Annotated in this window: 20 protein-coding genes and 1 tRNA gene; 6 read left to right on the forward strand and 15 right to left on the reverse strand. The window is 69.3% G+C overall.

Features of this window, described 5'->3' with window-relative positions:
- Positions 1-60: 60 nt before the first annotated feature.
- The 4 genes from LuPra_RS20900 to LuPra_RS20915 all read right to left on the reverse strand — a co-directional run bounded on the left by LuPra_RS20900 (position 61) and on the right by LuPra_RS20915 (position 1,773).
- Positions 61-687 carry a hypothetical protein gene (locus tag LuPra_RS20900; protein ID WP_110172543.1) on the reverse strand — a complete coding sequence of 209 codons (627 nt, stop codon included), beginning with the start codon at positions 685-687 and terminating at the stop codon, positions 61-63.
- A gap of 219 nt (positions 688-906) precedes the next feature.
- Positions 907-1,110 (reverse strand): hypothetical protein, encoded by a 204-nt coding sequence (locus LuPra_RS20905; protein WP_110172544.1) that lies wholly within the window; start codon positions 1,108-1,110, stop codon positions 907-909.
- Positions 1,111-1,218: 108 nt separating this feature from the next.
- Positions 1,219-1,620: an ACT domain-containing protein gene (locus LuPra_RS20910; RefSeq protein WP_110172545.1), complete on the reverse strand. Its 402-nt coding sequence runs from the start codon at positions 1,618-1,620 to the stop codon at positions 1,219-1,221.
- A gap of 77 nt (positions 1,621-1,697) precedes the next feature.
- A tRNA-Ala gene (locus tag LuPra_RS20915) sits at positions 1,698-1,773 on the reverse strand.
- Positions 1,774-2,004: 231 nt separating this feature from the next.
- Between LuPra_RS20915 and LuPra_RS34635 the strand changes: the two genes are divergently transcribed.
- From LuPra_RS34635 to LuPra_RS20935, 4 genes are all read left to right on the forward strand, one after another.
- Positions 2,005-2,232, forward strand: a complete 228-nt coding sequence (locus LuPra_RS34635; protein WP_157899487.1) for an FmdB family zinc ribbon protein — start codon at positions 2,005-2,007, stop codon at positions 2,230-2,232.
- Between the two features lie 68 nt (positions 2,233-2,300).
- Complete coding sequence (locus LuPra_RS20925; RefSeq protein ID WP_157899488.1) at positions 2,301-3,953, forward strand: PHP domain-containing protein; 1,653 nt, start codon at positions 2,301-2,303, stop codon at positions 3,951-3,953.
- Positions 3,954-4,000: 47 nt separating this feature from the next.
- The gene (lolA, locus tag LuPra_RS32155; RefSeq protein ID WP_157899489.1) at positions 4,001-4,666 is read left to right on the forward strand and encodes an outer membrane lipoprotein periplasmic chaperone LolA; all 666 of its coding nucleotides are present in this window, start codon (positions 4,001-4,003) and stop codon (positions 4,664-4,666) included.
- Complete coding sequence (locus LuPra_RS20935; protein ID WP_157899490.1) at positions 4,647-6,527, forward strand: type II secretion system protein GspD; 1,881 nt, start codon at positions 4,647-4,649, stop codon at positions 6,525-6,527. The genes lolA and LuPra_RS20935 overlap by 20 nt, the downstream gene beginning before the upstream one ends.
- A 130-nt stretch (positions 6,528-6,657) precedes the next feature.
- Here the strand turns inward: LuPra_RS20935 and murA are convergent, their stop codons facing one another.
- From murA to nagZ, 7 genes are read right to left on the reverse strand one after another with little or no spacing between them, the layout of a single operon-like run.
- Positions 6,658-7,914, reverse strand: a complete 1,257-nt coding sequence (gene murA / locus LuPra_RS20940; protein ID WP_110172549.1) for a UDP-N-acetylglucosamine 1-carboxyvinyltransferase — start codon at positions 7,912-7,914, stop codon at positions 6,658-6,660.
- A gap of 1 nt (position 7,915) precedes the next feature.
- A complete protein-coding gene (gene murB, locus LuPra_RS20945) occupies positions 7,916-8,896 on the reverse strand; it encodes a UDP-N-acetylmuramate dehydrogenase (RefSeq protein WP_110172550.1) in 981 nt (326 codons plus the stop codon).
- Complete coding sequence (locus LuPra_RS20950; protein WP_110172551.1) at positions 8,893-9,798, reverse strand: 5-oxoprolinase subunit C family protein; 906 nt, start codon at positions 9,796-9,798, stop codon at positions 8,893-8,895. The genes murB and LuPra_RS20950 overlap by 4 nt, the downstream gene beginning before the upstream one ends.
- Complete coding sequence (gene pxpB, locus LuPra_RS20955) at positions 9,795-10,457, reverse strand: 5-oxoprolinase subunit PxpB (RefSeq protein WP_110172552.1); 663 nt, start codon at positions 10,455-10,457, stop codon at positions 9,795-9,797. Before pxpB ends, LuPra_RS20950 begins: the two co-directional genes overlap by 4 nt.
- Entirely contained in the window at positions 10,454-11,854 is a 1,401-nt protein-coding gene (gene mpl / locus LuPra_RS20960) for a UDP-N-acetylmuramate:L-alanyl-gamma-D-glutamyl-meso-diaminopimelate ligase (protein WP_110172553.1), read from the reverse strand. Before mpl ends, pxpB begins: the two co-directional genes overlap by 4 nt.
- 13 nt (positions 11,855-11,867) lie before the next feature.
- Entirely contained in the window at positions 11,868-12,752 is an 885-nt protein-coding gene (locus LuPra_RS20965; RefSeq protein WP_110172554.1) for a S66 peptidase family protein, read from the reverse strand.
- 59 nt (positions 12,753-12,811) lie between these two features.
- Entirely contained in the window at positions 12,812-13,909 is a 1,098-nt protein-coding gene (gene nagZ / locus LuPra_RS20970; RefSeq protein ID WP_157899491.1) for a beta-N-acetylhexosaminidase, read from the reverse strand.
- A gap of 125 nt (positions 13,910-14,034) precedes the next feature.
- Here nagZ and polX point away from each other — a divergent pair, with 125 nt between their 5' ends.
- Positions 14,035-15,759: a DNA polymerase/3'-5' exonuclease PolX gene (gene polX, locus LuPra_RS20975; RefSeq protein WP_157899492.1), complete on the forward strand. Its 1,725-nt coding sequence runs from the start codon at positions 14,035-14,037 to the stop codon at positions 15,757-15,759.
- Positions 15,756-16,007: a hypothetical protein gene (locus LuPra_RS20980; RefSeq protein ID WP_110172557.1), complete on the forward strand. Its 252-nt coding sequence runs from the start codon at positions 15,756-15,758 to the stop codon at positions 16,005-16,007. Before polX ends, LuPra_RS20980 begins: the two co-directional genes overlap by 4 nt.
- A 4-nt stretch (positions 16,008-16,011) precedes the next feature.
- On the opposite strand, the gene LuPra_RS20985 is transcribed toward LuPra_RS20980, so the two are convergent.
- From LuPra_RS20985 to LuPra_RS21000, 4 genes are read right to left on the reverse strand one after another with little or no spacing between them, the layout of a single operon-like run.
- Entirely contained in the window at positions 16,012-16,857 is an 846-nt protein-coding gene (locus tag LuPra_RS20985; protein WP_110172558.1) for a hypothetical protein, read from the reverse strand.
- Between the two features lie 3 nt (positions 16,858-16,860).
- Positions 16,861-17,712: a helix-turn-helix domain-containing protein gene (locus LuPra_RS20990; RefSeq protein ID WP_110172559.1), complete on the reverse strand. Its 852-nt coding sequence runs from the start codon at positions 17,710-17,712 to the stop codon at positions 16,861-16,863.
- Positions 17,709-18,377, reverse strand: coding sequence for a thiamine phosphate synthase (locus LuPra_RS20995; RefSeq protein ID WP_110172560.1), 669 nt, complete (start codon positions 18,375-18,377; stop codon positions 17,709-17,711). Before LuPra_RS20995 ends, LuPra_RS20990 begins: the two co-directional genes overlap by 4 nt.
- A gap of 1 nt (position 18,378) precedes the next feature.
- Positions 18,379-18,618: a hypothetical protein gene (locus LuPra_RS21000; protein WP_110172561.1), complete on the reverse strand. Its 240-nt coding sequence runs from the start codon at positions 18,616-18,618 to the stop codon at positions 18,379-18,381.

Consider the following 18,618-nt stretch of genomic DNA (forward strand, 5'->3'; position numbering starts at 1 on the left):
ATAAACGCAAACGGGAGCGTTCCCGCGCTGGGAACGCCCCTGCCGAGTGAGCCGGACGGGTTACCGCGGCTGGCGCCGAGTGACCTGATCCCATACGGTGGCCGCGCCACCGCCGATCGCCGCACCGATGAGTGCGCCCTTCTTGCCGCCGGTGGCCGCCCCGACGCCTGCCCCAGCGCCAGCGGCCGACCCGATGATCAACGCGCTCTTCTGCCAACTTCGCGTCGCCGGCCGACGGTACTCGACGATGTCGTTGTCATAGGCGACGCGCCTGGCCTGTGGGCTCGAGGCAACTCTGCGCACCGGCGCCGCGGCGACCGGCTGGTATCCGCCCACGGGCGCGGATACGTATGTCGGGGTCATCGGACTCACAGGGACCACCGGGGCGGCAGCGACAAGCGGCGTCCCCAGGACCGGGGTCGCCATGGGCGCCGCGGACACGCATTCGACCTGCGGCACGACCGCGCCGGAGACAACGACCTGGCGCATCAGCGCCTGCTGCCCGGCCGGGCACGAGAGCAACACCGGCGCCGACACTGCAGACTGCACGCTCGCAGGCGTCCCCGAAGCAAGGCCGGCAGTGCCGGGCACCTGGGATGGCCCCGAGGCACAGGCGCTGGCGCCCGCGAGGATCGTGACCAGGGCGATGTGGGGGCGGATCGTGGCGAGCGTGGGAAGGGACATCATCGTTGACCTCCTTGGCCTGTTGCCTCTCTCCACACCAAGGGTCGTGCCACTCCGATTGCCCTCCCCAAGTGCCAGCAACGAGCGGATGCGGCGGTCCCGCCATCGTCTCGCTCTGGTCGGGGTGTGCCCTTGTGAGGACGGTCATCCCGGTACACGCACGAGGGGCCCGTACGTCGTCGACGCACAGGCCCGTCCATTCAACCTTATCAAGAGACCGGCTCAGCGGAGTTGGCGCGACACGGCGCCCACGCTCAGCAAGGCGCCGCCCACCAGCACCAGCAATGTGGGCTCCGGAACGTCGGTGGGAGTGGGATTCCCCATTTCGTCCTCGACGGCGCTGACGTTCAGGGTCTCGAACCCGCCTGCGGCGCCCCAAACGAAGAACTGCGCCCCGATGATGACTCCCGGATGTTGCCGGTACATGCTGGCGCGGGCGCGAAGGCACCGTGAAAGAGGCACTGAATGCGTACGAGATCAAACTCGGCAGCACGGGCTTCACCCATGACCTTCGTTCGCCATTCTTCTCCGCGCTTACGTGTCTATCGCCAACCCCGCGGCGAGCCACGCCTGACGTACGTCGAGCTCACGCGCCGCTGGCACGAGCACGAAGTCGGTGTCGAATGTCGCGGTCACGAAGACGGGGATGTCCACGCCGGCGAGCGGCGAGCTCAGCCGGGAAACGATGCCGGTGAGCGAGAAGTCAAGGGGACCGGCGACCACGAAGGCCGTAAACGGTCCTTCGTGACGCACGCCCGCCGGCACGCGGTCGATCGGACAGACGATGGACAACTCGTCCGGCGTTCGCGTGATCGACCAGACGGGTCCTTGCTGCATCCACGGCTCGACTGCGGCTGAGGGGTCGCACCGGCACACCGCGAGTGTGACCTCGAGCTTACGCAACCGGATGGGAAACGCGTCGCGCGTGAGGCTCATCGGCAACAGGGGCTGAAAGCGGAGGTCGGAAACGACAAACGCCGCAGCAGCCAGGGGCTCGTGCGGCGTTGATGTGTTGGTGGACGGCAGGAGGCTCGAACTCCCGACCTCCGCGTTGCGAACGCGGCGCTCTCCCAGCTGAGCTAGCCGCCCACTTCTGCTTCCGACCGTCTCGGGGGAGACGGCCGCGCGGCTGGCTCGCGGCCGGGCCAGACCTGCGTCGCTCGGCCTCAGGCGACCCTTCCGCCCGTTGACCGAACGCAAATTGTAGCACACCCGCCTTCGCCCTTGGCTTCGGCGAGGCCGGCGCGCGGCAGACCCCATTGGGCATTAGGCATCGGACATTAGGCATCAGGCATTGGGCATTTCTATAATGGTCCCATCGTGCCCATCTTCGAATACCGCTGCGACCACTGTGGCCACCGCTTCGAAGCCATCGTCCTGAATGGTCGGCAACCGGACCAGTGCCCGCAATGCGACCAACCGGACCTTCGCAAGCAGGTCTCGACGTTTGCCGCGCACGTCTCCGGTAGCACCAGTTTCCCCTCCGCACCCGCTGCCTGCGGCTCCTGCGGCGATCCACGCGGCCCCGGCAGTTGTCGGATGCACTGACCGGAGCCAGCGCCCTGTTCCATCTCCGCCGTCGCTCCCCCGTCGTCGTGGCCGATACGCTGGACCACATGGCCGGCCTGTGTCGGGCCCTGGGGCGTGCGCCCGAAGCCGCGCACTGGGCACATCTGTCCACCTCGATCCGCCGGGTGCTCGATCACCAGCCGCGCACGCCATGGAGCCTGCTGCGCCGATCGCTCGACGCGCAGGGATTGCTCGCCCTGCGTGACTCCGAACTCCTCGAAAGAGTTCGACGCGCCGATCATGACGAGATCGCCCACATGCAGCGGCGACTGCCGGCAGGCGCTCGCGCGCTGATCCGTCACGGGCAGCACCCGCTGCGGCACCGGGTCGCCGACGAGGACGTGCTGCTCGAGGCCGATCTCGAACGGCATCTGCCGGCCGATCTCGTCGACCTGCTGGCGCCCGAGGGCCCGGAGGACGCGCTGGTCCCGCTCGGCCGCGCGTGGATGCAGGCCAAACAGGTACGCAGGGAACTGGCGACCGCGGCCGGCACGCCGGATGCCTGGCACATGGTGGGCGGCCTGCGCCGCACCGATCCCGTCAGCCCTGATGTCGCGCTGCTCGCCGTCACCGAAGAGCCCGCCGCGTGGAGCCGGAGGGCGGCCGACGCCTTGCCCCGTGACGTACTCGTGGTGGCTGGCGCTCACGCCGTCGCGGTGGCCGCCGAGCCGGAGCCGATCGTCGTGCATGCCGTCACGCCGGAGTCCGTGGCGACCAGCCTGGCGTGGTACACCGGTCCGCGCGGGCACGTCCGCGCACTCAAGGCGCGCGCGGCCGCGGCGGGGCTGGCGCTGACGCGAGAGGCCTTGCTGGACGGCAGCACGGCGGTCCCACTGGCCGACGAAGGCGCGCTCTACACGCGCCTCGACCTGCCCTTCATTGCCGTGGAACTCCGGTCGCGTCCAAACGTGATCGAGGCGGCATTGGCAGGCACGCTGCCGACGTTGCTGGAGGTCGAGGACATCCGCGGCGATCTGCACATGCACACGGTGTACAGCGATGGTCGGGACAGCGTTGCCGGCATGGTGCACGCCGCCCGCGCGCTCGGCTACGGGTACATGGCGATCACCGATCATTCGCCGACGGCGAAGGCGTCGCGCGTCCTCACGCTCGAGCGCATCGCCGAGCAGGCCGGCGAGATCGCCGCGGTCCGCGCGCTGGTGCCCGGCATCACAATCCTGCACGGCATCGAATGCGACATCCAGGAAGACGGCAGCCTCGACGTGCCCGACGCAGTGCTGGAGCGGCTGGATATCGTGCTGGCCTCCCTGCACGAGAGCCATGGCCACTCGCCCGCGCGCCTCCTGCAACGCTACGAGCGCGTGATGCGGCATCCATTGGTCAACGTGATCACCCATCCGGCCAACCGCTCACCCGGCCGTCAGCCCGGTTACTCGCTCGCGTTCGAGCGTTTGTTCGAGCACGCTGCGCGCACGGGCACGGCGGTCGAGATCGACGGCGCACCGGGCCACCTCGACCTCGATTCCCCGCTCGCCGAAACAGCCGCGGCCATCGGCGCACCCATGCTGGTCGACAGCGACTGCCACATGGCCGACCGGTTGGGCCGGCAGATGCGGTTCGGCGTCGGGTTGGCGCGACGGGCGGGGATTACGAAAGCCCAGGTCCTCAACACCCGCGATGTCTCGGCCATCCGCGATTTCGTGGCCGCCAAGCGCCAAGGGCGGCCGTGGCAGGCGTAAGCGCGACATCCGACGAGACGGGGCCTGCGCACGTCAAAGGATTACCCATGCCCACCCGACGCTCGATCCTCCTCGCGTGCCTCGCCATGACGGCCATTACCGCGCCGTCGGCCCCAGCCCAGCCCGCCCCTTCCGACGCCCTGGCCAAGGCCGTCCAGGGGCACTATCAGCAAGTACGCGACTTCACCGCCAGCTTCGAACAGGCGTACGTCGGCGGCGCCCTCAAGCGGAAGACAGTCGAGCGTGGCACCGTCGCCATCCGCAAGCCGGGACGGATGCGCTGGGATTACGAGTCGCCCGAGAAGAAACTGTTCATCGCCGACGGCACACGCATGTACTTCTACGTTCCGGCCGATAAGCAGGTACGAGTCAGCGCCATGCCGGAATCGGGACGAGTACCGACGCCGATCCTCTTCCTCGCGGGCCGCGGGGACCTGCTCCGCGATTTCCGGGCCGAGGAGGTTCCGGTGCCGGCGGGCGCGACGGGCAGTCGAGCCCTGCGCCTCCGGCCGATTCGCCCCGAACCCGAGTACGACACGCTGACGCTGGTCGTGGACGGGACGTCGTTTGCCATGCGGCAACTGATCGTCGTCGACGGCCAGGGCGGCACCTCCACGTTCAGCTTCGGCAATTTGCGCGAGAATGTCGGCGTGGCCGACAGCCGGTTCGTGTTCACCATGCCCAAGGGTGTCGATGTCGTCACGCAGGAGTGATCGCGGCGGGCCCCGCGCCGCCGCACGACTGGCCATCGGGTTGGTGCTGGCCAGCACACTGGCCTCGTGCGCCACGACGCCAGACGCCTACAAGGTTGGTCAACTCGCCGAGCAACGCGAAGACTTCGACCACGCCATCGTCGCGTACACGCAGGCGCAGGTGGCCGACCCCGACGACAAGGAGATCGCGGTCGTCCTCAAACGCGCGAAGCTGCGCGCCTCGGCGCAGCACCTGGCGAAGGGGCGTCGCCTCGCCGGCGGCGGCACCTACGAGGAGGCGCTGCTCGAGTTCGAGCTGGCCCTCGAACTGAACCCTGCCAATGCCGATGCCGAGACGGCGGTGCGCGAGACCAGGACCGCCTTGCGCACGAAGATGGCCATACGCAAGGACGGTGGCACCCAACTCGAGTCGTTGATCAGCCGCGCGCGCGCCCTGCCGATGCAGGGCCGCGAGTTGCCCGACGTCACGCTCCCCGACTCCGTGGTGTTCCGCGAGGCCGGGAGCCGGGACGTGCTCACCTCGCTGGCCAGGTTTGCCGGCATCAGCATCGTCTTCGACCCACAATTCCGCAGCGTACCGATGTCGATCGACCTACGCGGCTCCACGCTCCCGTCGGCGCTGGACGCGATCGCGCGCGCTACCGGCACCTTCTGGCGTGTCACCGCGCCGAGCACAGTCACGGTGGTGCCCGACACGGCCGCCAAGCGCCGCGAGTACGAAGAGGAAGTGATCCGCACGTTCTACCTGAGCAACGCGGACCTGAAGGAGACCCTCGATCTGCTGCGCATCGTCGTCGACGCGCGGCGCCTGTCGCCGATCACGGCGACCAACGCGATCTCGATCAAGGACACACCCGAGCGCATCGAGGCCGCATCTCGGCTGATCGCGGCAATCGACAAGGCACGCGCCGAGGTCGTCATCGACGTCGAGCTGCTCGAGGTCGATCGCACGCGGTTCAAGCAGTACGGCATCCAGATTCTCTCGCCGGGCAACGACGTCGGGATCGCGGGCCAGATAGACATCAACCAGCCAGGCGGGCTGACACTCGAACAACTCACCAACCTGGGCAAGGGTGACGTGTTCTTCACGAACCTGCCCGGACTGTACTATCGGCTGCTCAAGCAGGACACGGACACGCGCGTGCTCGCGAACCCGCAGTTGCGAACCTCCGATGGACTGCCGGCCCAGGCGAGGTTCGGTGAGGAAGTCCCGGTGCCGCAAGTCACGTTCGCCCCCATCGCAACCGGGGGCGTCAACCAGCAGCCAATCACGTCGTTCACGTACCGCAACGTCGGCGTCAACATCGACATCACGCCGCGGGCGCACCACGACGACGACGTGAGCCTGGCGGTGAAGATCGAGGTGAGCAGCGTCGCGGGCACGGGGTACTCGGGGCTGCCGACCTTCAACACGCGGGCGATCACGACGACCATTCGTCTGCACGACGGCGAGACGAATCTCCTCGCCGGCCTGATCCGCGACAACGAGCGGACGATCCTCAAGGGGATTCCCGGGCTCAGCGACATCCCGGTCGTCGGCAAGATTTTCGCGAGCAACGAACGCGAGACACAGCAGACCGACGTGGTGCTGATGCTCACGCCGCGCATCATCCGGGTGCTCGACCTCGACGAAGAGGACCTGCGTCCGTTCCTCGCGGGCCGGGGAGGCGGGCCGGCCGGGGGCCCATTCGAAGGCACCGTCACGCCGCTGCCGATTCGCCCGGCGCAGCCACCGCAGCCAGACGCCGACAACCCTCCGGGGGCGCAGCCGTTCCCGCAGTTGCCGAGCATCCCCGAGCAGCGGACCGTGCCGCCTCGCACGCTGCCGCCGGCGCCCAACCCGCCGACACCGCCACGGTAGGTAGGGACGGCTCTCTGAGCCGTCCCTGTTCATACCGTCTCTGAGCCATCCATCTTCATACCGCAGTTGGTCCCTCGGCCCATTCGGGAAGCGGGTCGAGGCCTCGGACCGCTCGGAGAGCGGTCCCTGCCTAATCCTCTCGCGCGACGACAGCGCCCAGGGCCGTCAGTCGCTCGACCACCTGGGCGTAGCCGCGCTCGACCGTCTCGAGCGGTCCGACCACGCTTTCGCCGTCGGCGGCGAGGGCCGCCGCGATCAACGCCATGCCCGATCGGAGGTCGCGCGTGTCGAGGTGACGCCCACGCAACGGCGTCGGCCCCGTCACCACCATGCGATGCGAGTCGCACAGGAAGATGTCGGCGCGCATCCCGCTGAGTTGCTCGAGCGCGAACAGCCGCAGCTCGTACATCCAGTCGTGGATCAGCGTCCGGCCCTGGGCCTGTGTCGCCAGCACGGTGAACAGGCTGACCATGTCGCTCGGAAACCCCGGCCACAGCCCTGTCACCAGCCGGCCAGTGGCCACACATCGACCAGCACGCACGTGCACCGCACCATCGCTCATGTCGCAGGGCACCTGCATCCGCTGCAGGACGCTGACGATCGGCTCGAGATCCTCGGGCTCGGCGCCGCGCACCTCGATCGCACCGCGTGTCACCGCCGCGATCACCGCCCAGGTCCCGGCTTCGATGTAGTCGCCGCGCAGCGTGTGGGTTGCCCCACCAAGCTTCGAGACTCCGTGGACACGCAGCCTCGAGGACCCGGCGCCCTCGATGCGTGCGCCCATCGCCGAGAGCAGCGCACACAGTTCGATGACGTGCGGCTCGGTGGCCGCGTGGCGGATCTCGGTCTCGCCGTGCGCAGTCACCGCTGCGAGCACTGCGAGTTCGGTCGCGGTGACCGAGGCCTCGTCGAGATAGAAGGAGGCGCCTCGCAGCCCGTCGGGCGCCTCGAACGCGTGGCCGGCGCCCTCGACAGGCCGGGCGCCGAGCGCCGTCAGCGCCTGGACGTGCGTGGACAGCGTCCGCCGTGACGGGAAGTCTCCGCCAGGCGGGGCGAGGTGCACCTGCCCGCATCGCGCCAGCAGCGGACCCATCAGCAACAGCGATGCGCGCACGCGTCCGACGAGCTGCCCGTCCGGCGTCGCGCCTGGTCGTTCCGCGCCGCGAAGAACCAGCGTGCTCGTGCCGTGCCCCTCGACCGTCGATCCGAGTCCCTGCAGCAGTTCGAGCAACACGTCGACGTCGCGAATCCGCGGGACGTTGTGCAGCGTCACCGGCTCGGTCGTCAGCAAGCTCGCGACGATCAGCGGCAGGGCCGCGTTCTTGTTCCCGCCGACGGTCACGACGCCCTCGAGGCGACGGCCCCCCTGCACGCACAACACGGACATGTCAGCGCTCCCTTTCCCGTGAATGGTCCCACTGACCGAGGTACACGATCTCTTCGTGCAGGTGCACGCCGCTGGCGTGGGCGACGGCCGTACGGCACCTGTCGACGAGCGCCCGCACGTCCGCGGCTCGACTTCCCGGCGCCACGACAATGAAGTTGGCGTGGAGTGCGGAGACAGCGGCCCCGCCTTCCTGTGCGCCCTTGAGCCCGGCGCGATCGATCAGCGCACCCGCGGATCGCGGCACGCCCTCGGGGACCGGGTCTTCGGGGCCGGGGTTCTGGAAGATGCAGCCGGCACTGGACTGATGCAAGGGCTGCGTCCGCTTGCGGAACGCGAGCGACGTCCTCGCCTCGGCACGGAGCGCCTCGGGCGAGCCGCCAGGCGTGACCGCAAACAGCACCGACAGCACCACCTCACCCGAGTGCTGGATGCGGCTGCGGTCGTAGCCGAACGCCATCGCCTCCACGGGTAGGTCGATGACCTCGCCGGAGGGCTGCAGCACACGGACACTGCGCACGTGCTCGCCGATCAAGCGACCCTGGAAGTGGGCGTTGCCGCAGATGGCCCCGCCCACGGTACCGGGCGTCCCTGCCCATGCCTCGAGGCCGGCCAGGCCGCGCCCGGCGAGCCAACGCACCAGCCCGTTGATGGTCACGCCGGCGTCGGCGCGCGCACTCTCCGGGCCGTCCAGTCGCACTTCCCCGCCATGGACGCGCACGGTCAGCCCACGGATGCCGGCGTCGGCGACGACGACATTGGATCCGCCGCCCAGGACCGTCACCGGCACGCCGTTGGCCCTCGCCAGGCGAACCACGGTCACGGTGTCGGTCGCCGATGTCACCGAAGCCAGCAGGTCGGCGGTACCGCCGACGCGAAGGGTTGTCAACCGCGCCAGCGCCGCGTCGCGCTCGACGGTGGCGGCTGGAGCCGCGGTCCTCAGCGCCTCGACAAAGGTGCGCGACAGCTCGAACGGTCGACTCATGCGATCTCTCTCGCCCTGGCATCCTGCTCGAACAGCGCCCGAACAGCGTCGGCATGGCTCACCAACTCGAAGCGGACATCGTCGGCCGGAGCGAGTTGGGCGGCCTGGCCGACATCGGCAGTGATGACGATGGCGACGACCGGATAGCCGCCGGTCGTCTGCCGTTCGGCCATCAGCAGCATCGGCAGTCCCGACGGCAGGACCTGGATCGCACCAGTGACTGTGCCGCTCGACGGGCGATCGGGCATCAGCAGGTGCATCGGCGCACCGTCGAGCGGATATGCCATCCGGCTCGCTCCTGCGGTGATCATGTAAGTGTTAGTGCACATGATAACGAGCGCGTCTGCCGCGACTGGCGCGTCAGGGCCGGCGACCACCCTGAGCACGTTCGTCCGCGGCGAACCCGGCAATCGCCCGGGCCGCACTGGCCCGGCAACGCGCGAACCGATCGCAAGGCGCGAGCCGTCGGTCAACGCACCCCGCCGCGTGTCCAGCGGCCAGGCGCTTCGACTCCCGAGCACGAGTGGCGTGTCGATGCCGCCGCGGACGGCCACGCACGCGCGCGCTCCGCCGCGCCGCTCACCCAGTGTCAGGAGATCGCCGGCAGCCAGGGCGATCGCGGAGTCGGCCGCCATCGGCCGGCCATGCACATCCAGGTCGAACGTCGCGCCCGTGACCGCCGCGTGCATCGGCACTTCGGCGCGCAGGGCGCAGCCGACGAGCGTGACCTCGAGGGCGGCCTCACCCGGGGCGTTGCCGACCAGGGTGTTGGCGCGACGCAGTGCGTCAAGGTCGAGAGCGCCACCGACCGGCACCCCCAGGTGCTGATGGCCCCAGCGTCCCGCGTCCTGGACGGTGGTGTGCAGTCCGGCGCGAACCAGGGTCAGCCCGGGCGCACTCATCGCGAGGCGGCCTCGCGTCTGACGAACCGCACTCGCGTTCCCGGCGCCAGGCGGGCCGGCGGTGTGGCGCCCAGATCGAACAGGGACATGTCGGTGCGGCCGATGATGTGCCACCCGCCTGGGCTCGCCGACGGATAGATGCCCGAATAGGCACCGGCAATCGCCACCGACCCAGGTGGAACCTTCGGCCGCGGCGTGGCTCGTCGGGGCAGGTGCAGCCGCGAGTCGAGCGGACCGAGGTAGGGAAATCCCGGGACAAACCCCACGAAGCAGACGACGTAGTCGACGGCCGCGTGGCGCCGGCACACTTCCTCCGGCGCGAGACCGCACGCCAGCGCGACGTCCTCCAGGTCTGGACCAACCTCGCCTCCATAGACGACAGGCACCTCCACCGCGAATCCGACAGTGGCTGCCTCCCCGTCCGCCTCGGTGGCCCGCAGCGCCAGCGCCACCTGCCGCACGTCACAACGCAACGGGTCGACATGCACGACCAGTTCGCGCATCCCCGGCACGACGTCGCGCACACCCGCGACCTGTGCCATCCGCAGGCGCTGCGCCAGGCGGTGGATGAACGCATTGGCGGCGAGCGGCGAGCCGTCGATGGCGTGCACCGACAGCGCCGCGTCACCGAGCCACTCGAGACGCCAGCCGTCGCTCATCCGGCAGTTCCCGCGCGCAACGCATCGAGCAGCCGGTTGTGGATGTCGTCGAAACCGCCGTTGGACATCACGATCACGAGATCGCCGGGGCGCGCCTCGCGTGCGACGGCCTCCACGATCGCGGCGGTGCCGTCGATGTGGCGTGCGTGCTGACCGCGGGCCGACAGATCGTGCACGAGGTCCGGTACGGAGAGGCGCCGATCGTCGGCAAGGTTGGTGCGGAACACGGACGCGAGGATCACCTCGTCGGCGTCACCAAACGCATCGGTGAACGCCGCCTGGAACACGCGCAGGCAGCTCGACGCAGACCGGGGCTCGAAGATCGCCCACACGCGCGCGTCGGGGTGAGCCCGTCGCACGCCCCGCAGCGTCTCCGTGATCGCCGTCGGATGGTGCGCGAAGTCGTCGTAGATCGAGACGCCGCCAGCGACGCCTCGCAGTTCCATGCGCCGCTTGACGCCAGCAAACCCGGCGAGCGCCGCCGCGATGACGTCAAACGGTACGCCTCGCGAGGCGGCCACCGCAATGGCCGCCAGGGCGTTGCGTACGTTGTGGAGCCCGGTCATCGGCACCCGCGCGTGTCCCAACACCTCGCTGGCCCGCGTCACCGTGAACGACGTCCCGTCCGGTCCGGCGGCGAGCTCACGCGCCTGCCAATGCGCACCATCCGACAAGCCGAATGTCTCGACGACGCCGAAGGCCGCACCGACCAATGAGGCCGCCCCCGCGTCGTCGATGCCGATGAAGACGCGGCCGGTGGAGGGTACGAGCCTCAGAAGGCGCGTGAACGCGGTCAGGATCGCTGTGACATCGGGGTAGATGTCGGCGTGATCGAACTCGACATTGTTGACGATGACGGTGTGAGGCACGTACTTCAGGAACTTCGCCGTCTTGTCGAAGAACGCGCTGTCGTACTCGTCACCCTCGATCACGAAGTCGCGCCCCGCGCCGAGGCGATAGCTCGCGTCGAAGTTGCCGGCGATGCCGCCAACCAGGAGTGACGGGTCGAGATCGGCGTACGTGAGCACCCACGCCACCATGCTCGTGGTCGTGGTCTTGCCGTGCGTGCCCGAGACGACGATCGGGTCGCGATCCCACAGGAATTCGTCGCGAATCCGTTCCGGCAGCGAGCAGTAGCGCTGGCGTCGTTCCAATACGGTCTCGAGCTCGACGTTGCCTCGCGAGATGGCATTGCCCACTACCACCATGTCGGCTCCGGCATCCACGTGCGCTGCGTCGTAGCCTTCGAACACCTCGATGCGCTCGGCCCGCAGGAAGTCGCTCATCGGCGGATACACGCCGGCATCCGAACCGGTGACGTGGTGGCCCCGCCGTTGCAACATGGCGGCAAGGGTGGCCATCGCCGTGCCGGCGACGCCAATCAGGTGAATGTGCACGTTGCAGTCCTCGTCAGGCCACGGCCGGCTCGTCTATCGAGAGCGAGACATCGGTTCCGGCATGCAGCGTGACCTGCACGCCGATCGGCAGCGTGATCATCACGCCGGCGGTGTGCCCACTCGGCACGCCTGCCACAATCGGTCCATCGAAACCGGCCAGCGCATGACGCACCGCGTCGAGGGCCGTGACGCTCCCGTCCGGTTCGTCGCAGCCAGGCAACTCGTTCAGCACCACGCCGGAGACGCCGTCGAACACGCCGGCGGCGCGCAACTGCCACAGCAGTCGATCAAGACGGTAGGGACGCTCGTTCACCTCGTCGACGAACAGGATCGTCGGCTCGGCGGCCACGAACGCCCACGGTGTGCCCAACAGGGCCGCGATCTGCGTCAACGTGCCCCCTCGCAAGACACCACGCGCCGCGCCCGGTTGCAGGGTGCGCGCTCGTGGCGCCGCGATCTTCCCGAACGGTACGGGCTCGCCGACGATGCGCAGGAATGAGTCGGGATCGAAGGCACTGGCGCCGCGCGCGAGGCGTCCCTCCGCCATCGGGCCGTGCACGCTGACCAGGCCCGCCCGTCCCGCGAATGCGTCGAGCAGTGCAGTGATGTCGCTGTACCCGATCAGCAGCGTGCGGGCGGCACGGACCTCGGCCCAGTCGAGAAATGGCAGCAGCTGTGCCGACCCGTAGCCGCCACGCGTAGCGATCACGGCGGCAATGCCGGGATCGACAAGGGCATCACGCAGTTGCGCCGCTCGTGACATCGGCGCCCCGGCCACGTACGCGGGGCCGGGGCCGGCATTGACCTGGGCGATGACGACAGGCTCGAATCCAAGAGTCCGCAATTGGTCGGCACCGGCCGCGACGTCCTCGGAACGACATGGGCTCGCGAGTGTCATGAGGGCGACGCGGTCTCCTGGGCGTAACGCACGCGGCCGGACGAACGGGCGGACCGCCGTCACGCGAATTGCCGCATCTGCTCGGCGACGAGCGCATGCTCGGCCGAGCCGATGACGTCCCTGAGCGTGGGCGCCGCGGGCGCGCGGCGTCGCGCGTCCTCCGAGAGGTAGCGAGCCTTCAGCTCGGCATGGCGCGCCAACGCTTCGTCGACCCTCGTGGCCGGCAGCGTCTCGTCCTCGATGGCGCGGACGAGGCCTTCGAGCGCGGCATGGACGCGATCGAGATCACCGCCGCATTGAAGCACGCCGTCACAGCCCGCCGCGATGGCCCGAGCCGCAGCCGCGCCGGGCTCGAAGCGGAGCGAGATCGCCTTCATGTCCATGTCGTCGGTCAGGACCAGCCCGCCGAACCCGAGTTGTCCGCGCAGGCGGCCCGTGATCACCTCCGGGGAGAGCGTCGCCGCCGAGTGCTCGTCGAGGCTGGGCACCAGCAGGTGGCCGGACATCACGGCATCGATGCCGGCGTCGATGGCGGCACGGAACGGGACCCATTCCACGTGCTCCAGTCGATCGGGCGAGAGGTCAACCACCGGGAGGTCCTCGTGTGAATCGACCGATGCGTCACCGTGCCCCGGGAAATGCTTGGCGCATGCCGGCAGCCCTTCCTGCTGCAGGGCCCGCACCAGCGCCACGCCGTGGCGCGCGACGACGGCCGGATCGCTCGACAGCGACCGATCACCGATGGCCGGGTTGTCCTTGCGCGTCAACACGTCGAGGACCGGCGCGAAGTCGAACGTGATGCCCATCGCGCGCAGCTCTCGTGCCAGCGCACGAGCAAAGCGCCGTGTGAGATCGAGGTCATCGGCGCGACCGAGCACGGCGGCGGCCGGCCAGATCGTCAGCGGCGCCTTGACCCGCTGGACGCGGCCACCCTCTTGGTCGATGGCGACCCACACGGGGGCCGATCGCGAGAGTTCCGCCGCCTCGCGCGCGAGTTCGGCCACCTGCGCCGGTTCGGCCACGTTGCGGGCAAACAGCACGACGCCGCCGAGGTCGAAGTCGCGGGCAAGCGAACGGAGCTCCACCGGGATCGAGTGCCCGCGGAATCCGGCCAGCATCAGTTGCCCCACGTGTCGTCGTCTGTCGCGCTGCATCATCGATGGGGCCTCGGGGCGGCGGAAGCTCGACGACCGTGCCGCCGGACCGCCCCGCGCTGGGCCGAGGGTCATTATAATGACCACGATCCTGCGTGCCTCCGGGCGCGAGCCTACCCGGACCTCCCGTGGAAAACGTCGCCATCGCCCGCGTCCTCGCCGAGATCGGCGACCTGCTCGAGATTCGCGGGGACAACCCGTTCAAGGTCCGCGCATACCGCAATGCCTCGCAGGTCGTCCGCGACTGTGGCGAGCGGGTCGCGTCGCTCTCCGCTGCCGACCTGCGCGGCCTGCCCGGAATCGGCAAGGACATCGCGACGCGCGTGACCGAGCTGATCGAGACGGGGGGATCCACGTTCCATCGCGAGCTGGCCGCCGAGTTCCCGGCCGGGCTGCTCGACGTCCTGCGCCTGCAGGGCGTGGGGCCGAAGACGACGGCGCTCCTCTACAAGGAGCTCCGGATCGGCTCGGTGGACGAGCTCAAACTGGCGTTGGACTCCGGGAGCGTTCGCGGCGTCAAGGGGATGGGGCCGGGCAAGGAAGCGGCGCTGCGCAAGGCGATCGAGGATCACCAGGCGTTTGCCGGACGGTATCTCGCGTCCGAGGTGTGGCAGCAGGCGCACGCGTTGATCACGCATCTGAGGACCGTCTGTCCGGACGCCACCTTCGATCTCGTCGGCAGCCTCCGGCGCGGCGCCGAGACGTGCGGTGATCTCGACGTGCTGGCAACTGGTGCCGGTCCCGAGGTGATGGAACACTTCGTGGCGTTCGGGCGCGTAGAGCGTGTCCTCGGGCAGGGGCCGACCAAGAGCAGCGTCCGCCTCGGCAAGGGCTTGCAAGCCGATCTGCGGCTCGTGCCGCCAGCCTCGCGCGGCGCCGCGCTGCAATACTTCACCGGCAGCAAGGCTCACAACATCGAGCTTCGTGATCGCGCGGTACGACTGGGACTGAAGCTGAACGAGTACGGCCTGTTCCGCCTCGAGGACGACATCCGGATCGCCGGCGACAGCGAGGCGAACATCTACGAGGCGCTCGGCTTGCCGTGGATTGCACCGGAACTGCGCGAGCAGCGGGGCGAGTTCGAGGCCGCGCGGGATGGACGCCTGCCCGCTCTGGTCGAGCGCGACGACCTGCGTGGCGATCTGCATTGCCACACCACCGCCACCGATGGCAAGGATACGATCCGCGCCATGGCGCTCGCCGCGCGAGACGCCGGCTTGTCGTATCTCGCGATCACCGATCACAGCCAGGCACTGGCGATGGCCAACGGCCTCGACGAAGATCGGGCGCTCGCCCACGCGGCGCGGGTGCGCGCGATTGGCGACGAGATCGACGGCATCACGCTGCTGGCGGGCATCGAGTGCGACATCCGTGCCGACGGCACCATGGACCTGGCCGACGACTGTCTCGCGCAACTCGACGTGGTGATCGCCTCGGTGCACTCGGCCTTGTCGCAGGAACCCGAGCGCATGACCGAGCGGGTGTTGCGGGCACTGGAATGCCCGTACGTGGACGTCCTGGGGCACCCCACGGGACGCATGCTGCTGCGCCGCGAGGCATCCGGCCTCGACGTCGAAGCCGTGATTGCGCAGGCGGCACGCCTCGGCGTCGCCCTCGAGATCAACGGCCAGCCGCATCGGCGCGACCTGCACGACGGACACGCACGGCTCGCCCGCGATCGTGGCGTGAAGATCGTCCTTTCGAGCGACGCGCATGCGGTGGCCGGCTTCGAGCACCTGCACTGGGCCACGTTCACCGCCCGGCGCGCCTGGCTCACGCCGCAGGACGTGCTGACCTGCCTGCCACTCGTGGCGCTGCGCTCCGCGCTGCGCCGCCACCGGAGCCACGCATGACCGTGCTCGAGCAACTGCGGACCCTCTACTTCAACGCGACACGCTCGACCATCGGCGACGACTTCGGCAACGCCATCGATCTGTTCAAGCAACTCACGAGCGAAGAGGATCGCGAGAAGGCCGCGGTGTTCATGGAAGGCATCGCCGAGATGCGGCGGGAGTGGGGCGCTGGCTCGCTGGAGCGCGGCAAGAGCGCACGCAAGCCACCGGCCGGAGCAACGCGCGGCGCACGATCGAAGCAGCGCTGACGGCTCAGGACTTGCGCGACTGCAGCACGTTCAACTGCTTGCGTGCCGCCAGCCGCACGCTCTCGGGCACGTTGCGATCGACCGACAGTCCCTTCACGTCGCGTTCGACGAGGCGCATCATCAGCGGCAGCGACACCGCGGGAGGCGTCCTCGGGTTCTTCACGAGCGCCGCAATCACGCCGTACTTCTTCGTCCAGGCACGGCTCGTACCGATGATGCGCAGCACTTCCTCGGACACGTTCTGCATCCGCGCGAAGTTCTCGACTTCCGTGTCCGTGAGCTTGGGGCTCGCGAGGACCGCGGTGGACACGATGCGATTCGGGTCGCGCACGAGGATCGACCGTTGCTCGCGGCGTCCGAGCGTCGCAATCTTGATCTTGTCGGGCACGGGCAGCGCTGTGAGCAGCTGATGCACCGCCTCGTCCTCGTCGGCCGCCACCGCGGCGATCGCCTCGATCACCGCCGGGTCGGCGTCGAGCGGCGCATCGGGATCGTCGGAGGCAAGTGGACCATCGCGAGGTGCAAGGCGTCGCTCGGCAGGCGCGTCCGGGTCGTCGACCGCAATCTCCTCGACCGTGGCCACGTAGGGCGCGTACCACGAACGGAGTTCCCCGGGGACGTCGTCACGCTCGATGAACCGTCGCAACGCGCTGGTGGGGATGGCTGCAATCGTCGCGTTGGCGCACGAGGCCACTTCGACGTCGGCATCGGTCGTCAACAGCGCCAGCAGCGCGAGGCGGTCTTGCCCTTCCGCCATCACGAGACCGCGCGCCGCGAGGAGGCGAACGTCGCGAGGAACGTCGGACGACAGGAACAGCCCGACGACAGGAGAGCCGACGCCCAGGTACACGGGTCAGGGAGCCTGGAACTGCGGGACCGTCGCCGGCTGGATGGTCGCGCGGGCGACCTGCCCCGCGCGGCCGAGCGACTTGCCTGGACGACCGTTCAACTCGTAGGCGAAGTTGCCCGCATCGCCGACCACGACCTGCAACCGCTCTGCGGCGTCCACGGTGATGCGCTCACCGGCCGAGACCTCGCGCGCGACGCGCATCTGGCCGTCGGCAGTGACCTGTACCCAGCAGCGCCCCGACGGGGCTACGACGAGGCGCAGCGGTGACCTGGGAGATTCGGGAACCGATTCCTGCGTCGATGCCGCGGCAGGGGCCGGTGGGCTGGTGTTCTCAGTCGGGGTACGGGCGCCGGTGGTGGTGGCGGTGGAAGCGCCGGGCGAGGCCGAGGCGGCAGGAGCGGTTGAATCAGTTGCGGCGGGTGCGGGTGCACTCGTGGCATCCGGCGCCGAGGCCTGCTGCGACGGTGCGGACACCCTGTCCAGTCCAAGCCACCCAGGCTTGAGCAGATAGACGAACATGAGCGCCACGATCATGACGACGAGTCCGGCGAGGACGAACGTGGCGAGGGTCGGGCCGTCCCCCTGCGTTCGCGCCGGTGCCTGGTCGATGTCGTCGTCGCGCTGCGTCGGTTCGTCGGAGAGGAATTGCTCCACGGCGGCGTCCGGGTCGAGGCCCACCTGCGACGCGTACGACCGGATGAAGCCGCGGGTGAAGATGCCCCCGGGCAACTTGTCGAACTGATTCTTCTCGATCGCGTCGAGGAAGCGCACCGAGATGTTGGTCTTCTCTGCAATCGCATGCAGCGAGACCTTCTGGCGCTCCCGTGCTTCGCGCAAACGTTCGCCAACGGTCACTCTGCCCGCTCCCGATCTCGAAACACCGCGTGAACTTCGCGGACGACGGCGGCCAGCGCCGACGGCCCCTGCTGCCAGGCCTGTACGAACAAGCCTATGCCCGCGATGCCGCAGGCGCCGGCGTCACGCACCGCGGCGCAACGATCGACGCCGATGCCGCCGATGGCGACGACCGGTGCCATGCCTGGCCGGTCGGCCCAGGCGGTCAGCGCCGGCAACCCGGCGACCTGGGTATCGGCCGCTTTGGAGCCTGACGCAAAGACCGTCCCGAACATCACCATGTCCGCACCTGCCGCGTCCGCGTCGTCGTCACCGGGATGCACCGACCGGCCGATCAGCAGGCGCTCCGGCCAGGCCGAGCGTACCCGCCGTACCGGCATCCCCGTGCCCCGCAGGTGAACGCCGTGCGCAGCCGCCGCCACCGCGACATGTGCGCGTTCGTTGACCAACACCCGACACGCACTGCCTCGCACGGCGCTGACTGCCGCCCGCGTCACGCGCAGCACTCGGGCATCGGGCCAGTCCCGCTCACGTACCTGCACGGCATCCACTCCCGCCGTGGCCATGGCCGCCACGAAAGCGACCAGCGCGTCATCCTCGCCGCCGTCACCGCGCGCCGCCAGATGCCGACGATCGGTGATGGCGACGCTACGCGGCGGCCACATGCTACGCGCCCGGCGCCTGTGGTGCCACCGCGCGCCGCGACAGCATGTTGCCAATCTCCATCACCGCCGCGACGACGCTGACGATGCCGACGCCAGAGACCGCGCCACGCACGAACGGGTGCGTCAACCACGTCGCGAGCAGCGGTTGGAGCGCCGCGAAGTAGTTGCGATCCCAGAACTGCGTCCAGGGCGCCAGGATCAGCAGCAGCCCCGCCTCGAGCAGGTAAAGGGCGAGCAACAC

It is taken from the genome of Luteitalea pratensis (genome assembly GCF_001618865.1).
GTDB lineage: Bacteria > Acidobacteriota > Vicinamibacteria > Vicinamibacterales > Vicinamibacteraceae > Luteitalea > Luteitalea pratensis.

What these genes read in the sequence shown, in the direction of transcription:
- LuPra_RS20900 (WP_110172543.1), bottom strand. Translation starts at nt 687, where the DNA reads ATGATGTCCCTTCCCACGCTCGCCACGATCCGCCCCCACATCGCCCTG.
- LuPra_RS20905 (WP_110172544.1), bottom strand. Translation starts at nt 1,110, where the DNA reads ATGTACCGGCAACATCCGGGAGTCATCATCGGGGCGCAGTTCTTCGTT.
- LuPra_RS20910 (WP_110172545.1), bottom strand. Translation starts at nt 1,620, where the DNA reads ATGAGCCTCACGCGCGACGCGTTTCCCATCCGGTTGCGTAAGCTCGAG.
- LuPra_RS20925 (WP_157899488.1), top strand. Translation starts at nt 2,301, where the DNA reads ATGGCCGGCCTGTGTCGGGCCCTGGGGCGTGCGCCCGAAGCCGCGCAC.
- lolA (WP_157899489.1), top strand. Translation starts at nt 4,001, where the DNA reads ATGCCCACCCGACGCTCGATCCTCCTCGCGTGCCTCGCCATGACGGCC.
- LuPra_RS20935 (WP_157899490.1), top strand. Translation starts at nt 4,647, where the DNA reads ATGTCGTCACGCAGGAGTGATCGCGGCGGGCCCCGCGCCGCCGCACGA.
- murA (WP_110172549.1), bottom strand. Translation starts at nt 7,914, where the DNA reads ATGTCCGTGTTGTGCGTGCAGGGGGGCCGTCGCCTCGAGGGCGTCGTG.
- murB (WP_110172550.1), bottom strand. Translation starts at nt 8,896, where the DNA reads ATGAGTCGACCGTTCGAGCTGTCGCGCACCTTTGTCGAGGCGCTGAGG.
- LuPra_RS20950 (WP_110172551.1), bottom strand. Translation starts at nt 9,798, where the DNA reads ATGAGTGCGCCCGGGCTGACCCTGGTTCGCGCCGGACTGCACACCACC.
- pxpB (WP_110172552.1), bottom strand. Translation starts at nt 10,457, where the DNA reads ATGAGCGACGGCTGGCGTCTCGAGTGGCTCGGTGACGCGGCGCTGTCG.
- LuPra_RS20965 (WP_110172554.1), bottom strand. Translation starts at nt 12,752, where the DNA reads ATGACACTCGCGAGCCCATGTCGTTCCGAGGACGTCGCGGCCGGTGCC.
- nagZ (WP_157899491.1), bottom strand. Translation starts at nt 13,909, where the DNA reads ATGATGCAGCGCGACAGACGACGACACGTGGGGCAACTGATGCTGGCC.
- LuPra_RS20980 (WP_110172557.1), top strand. Translation starts at nt 15,756, where the DNA reads ATGACCGTGCTCGAGCAACTGCGGACCCTCTACTTCAACGCGACACGC.
- LuPra_RS20995 (WP_110172560.1), bottom strand. Translation starts at nt 18,377, where the DNA reads ATGTGGCCGCCGCGTAGCGTCGCCATCACCGATCGTCGGCATCTGGCG.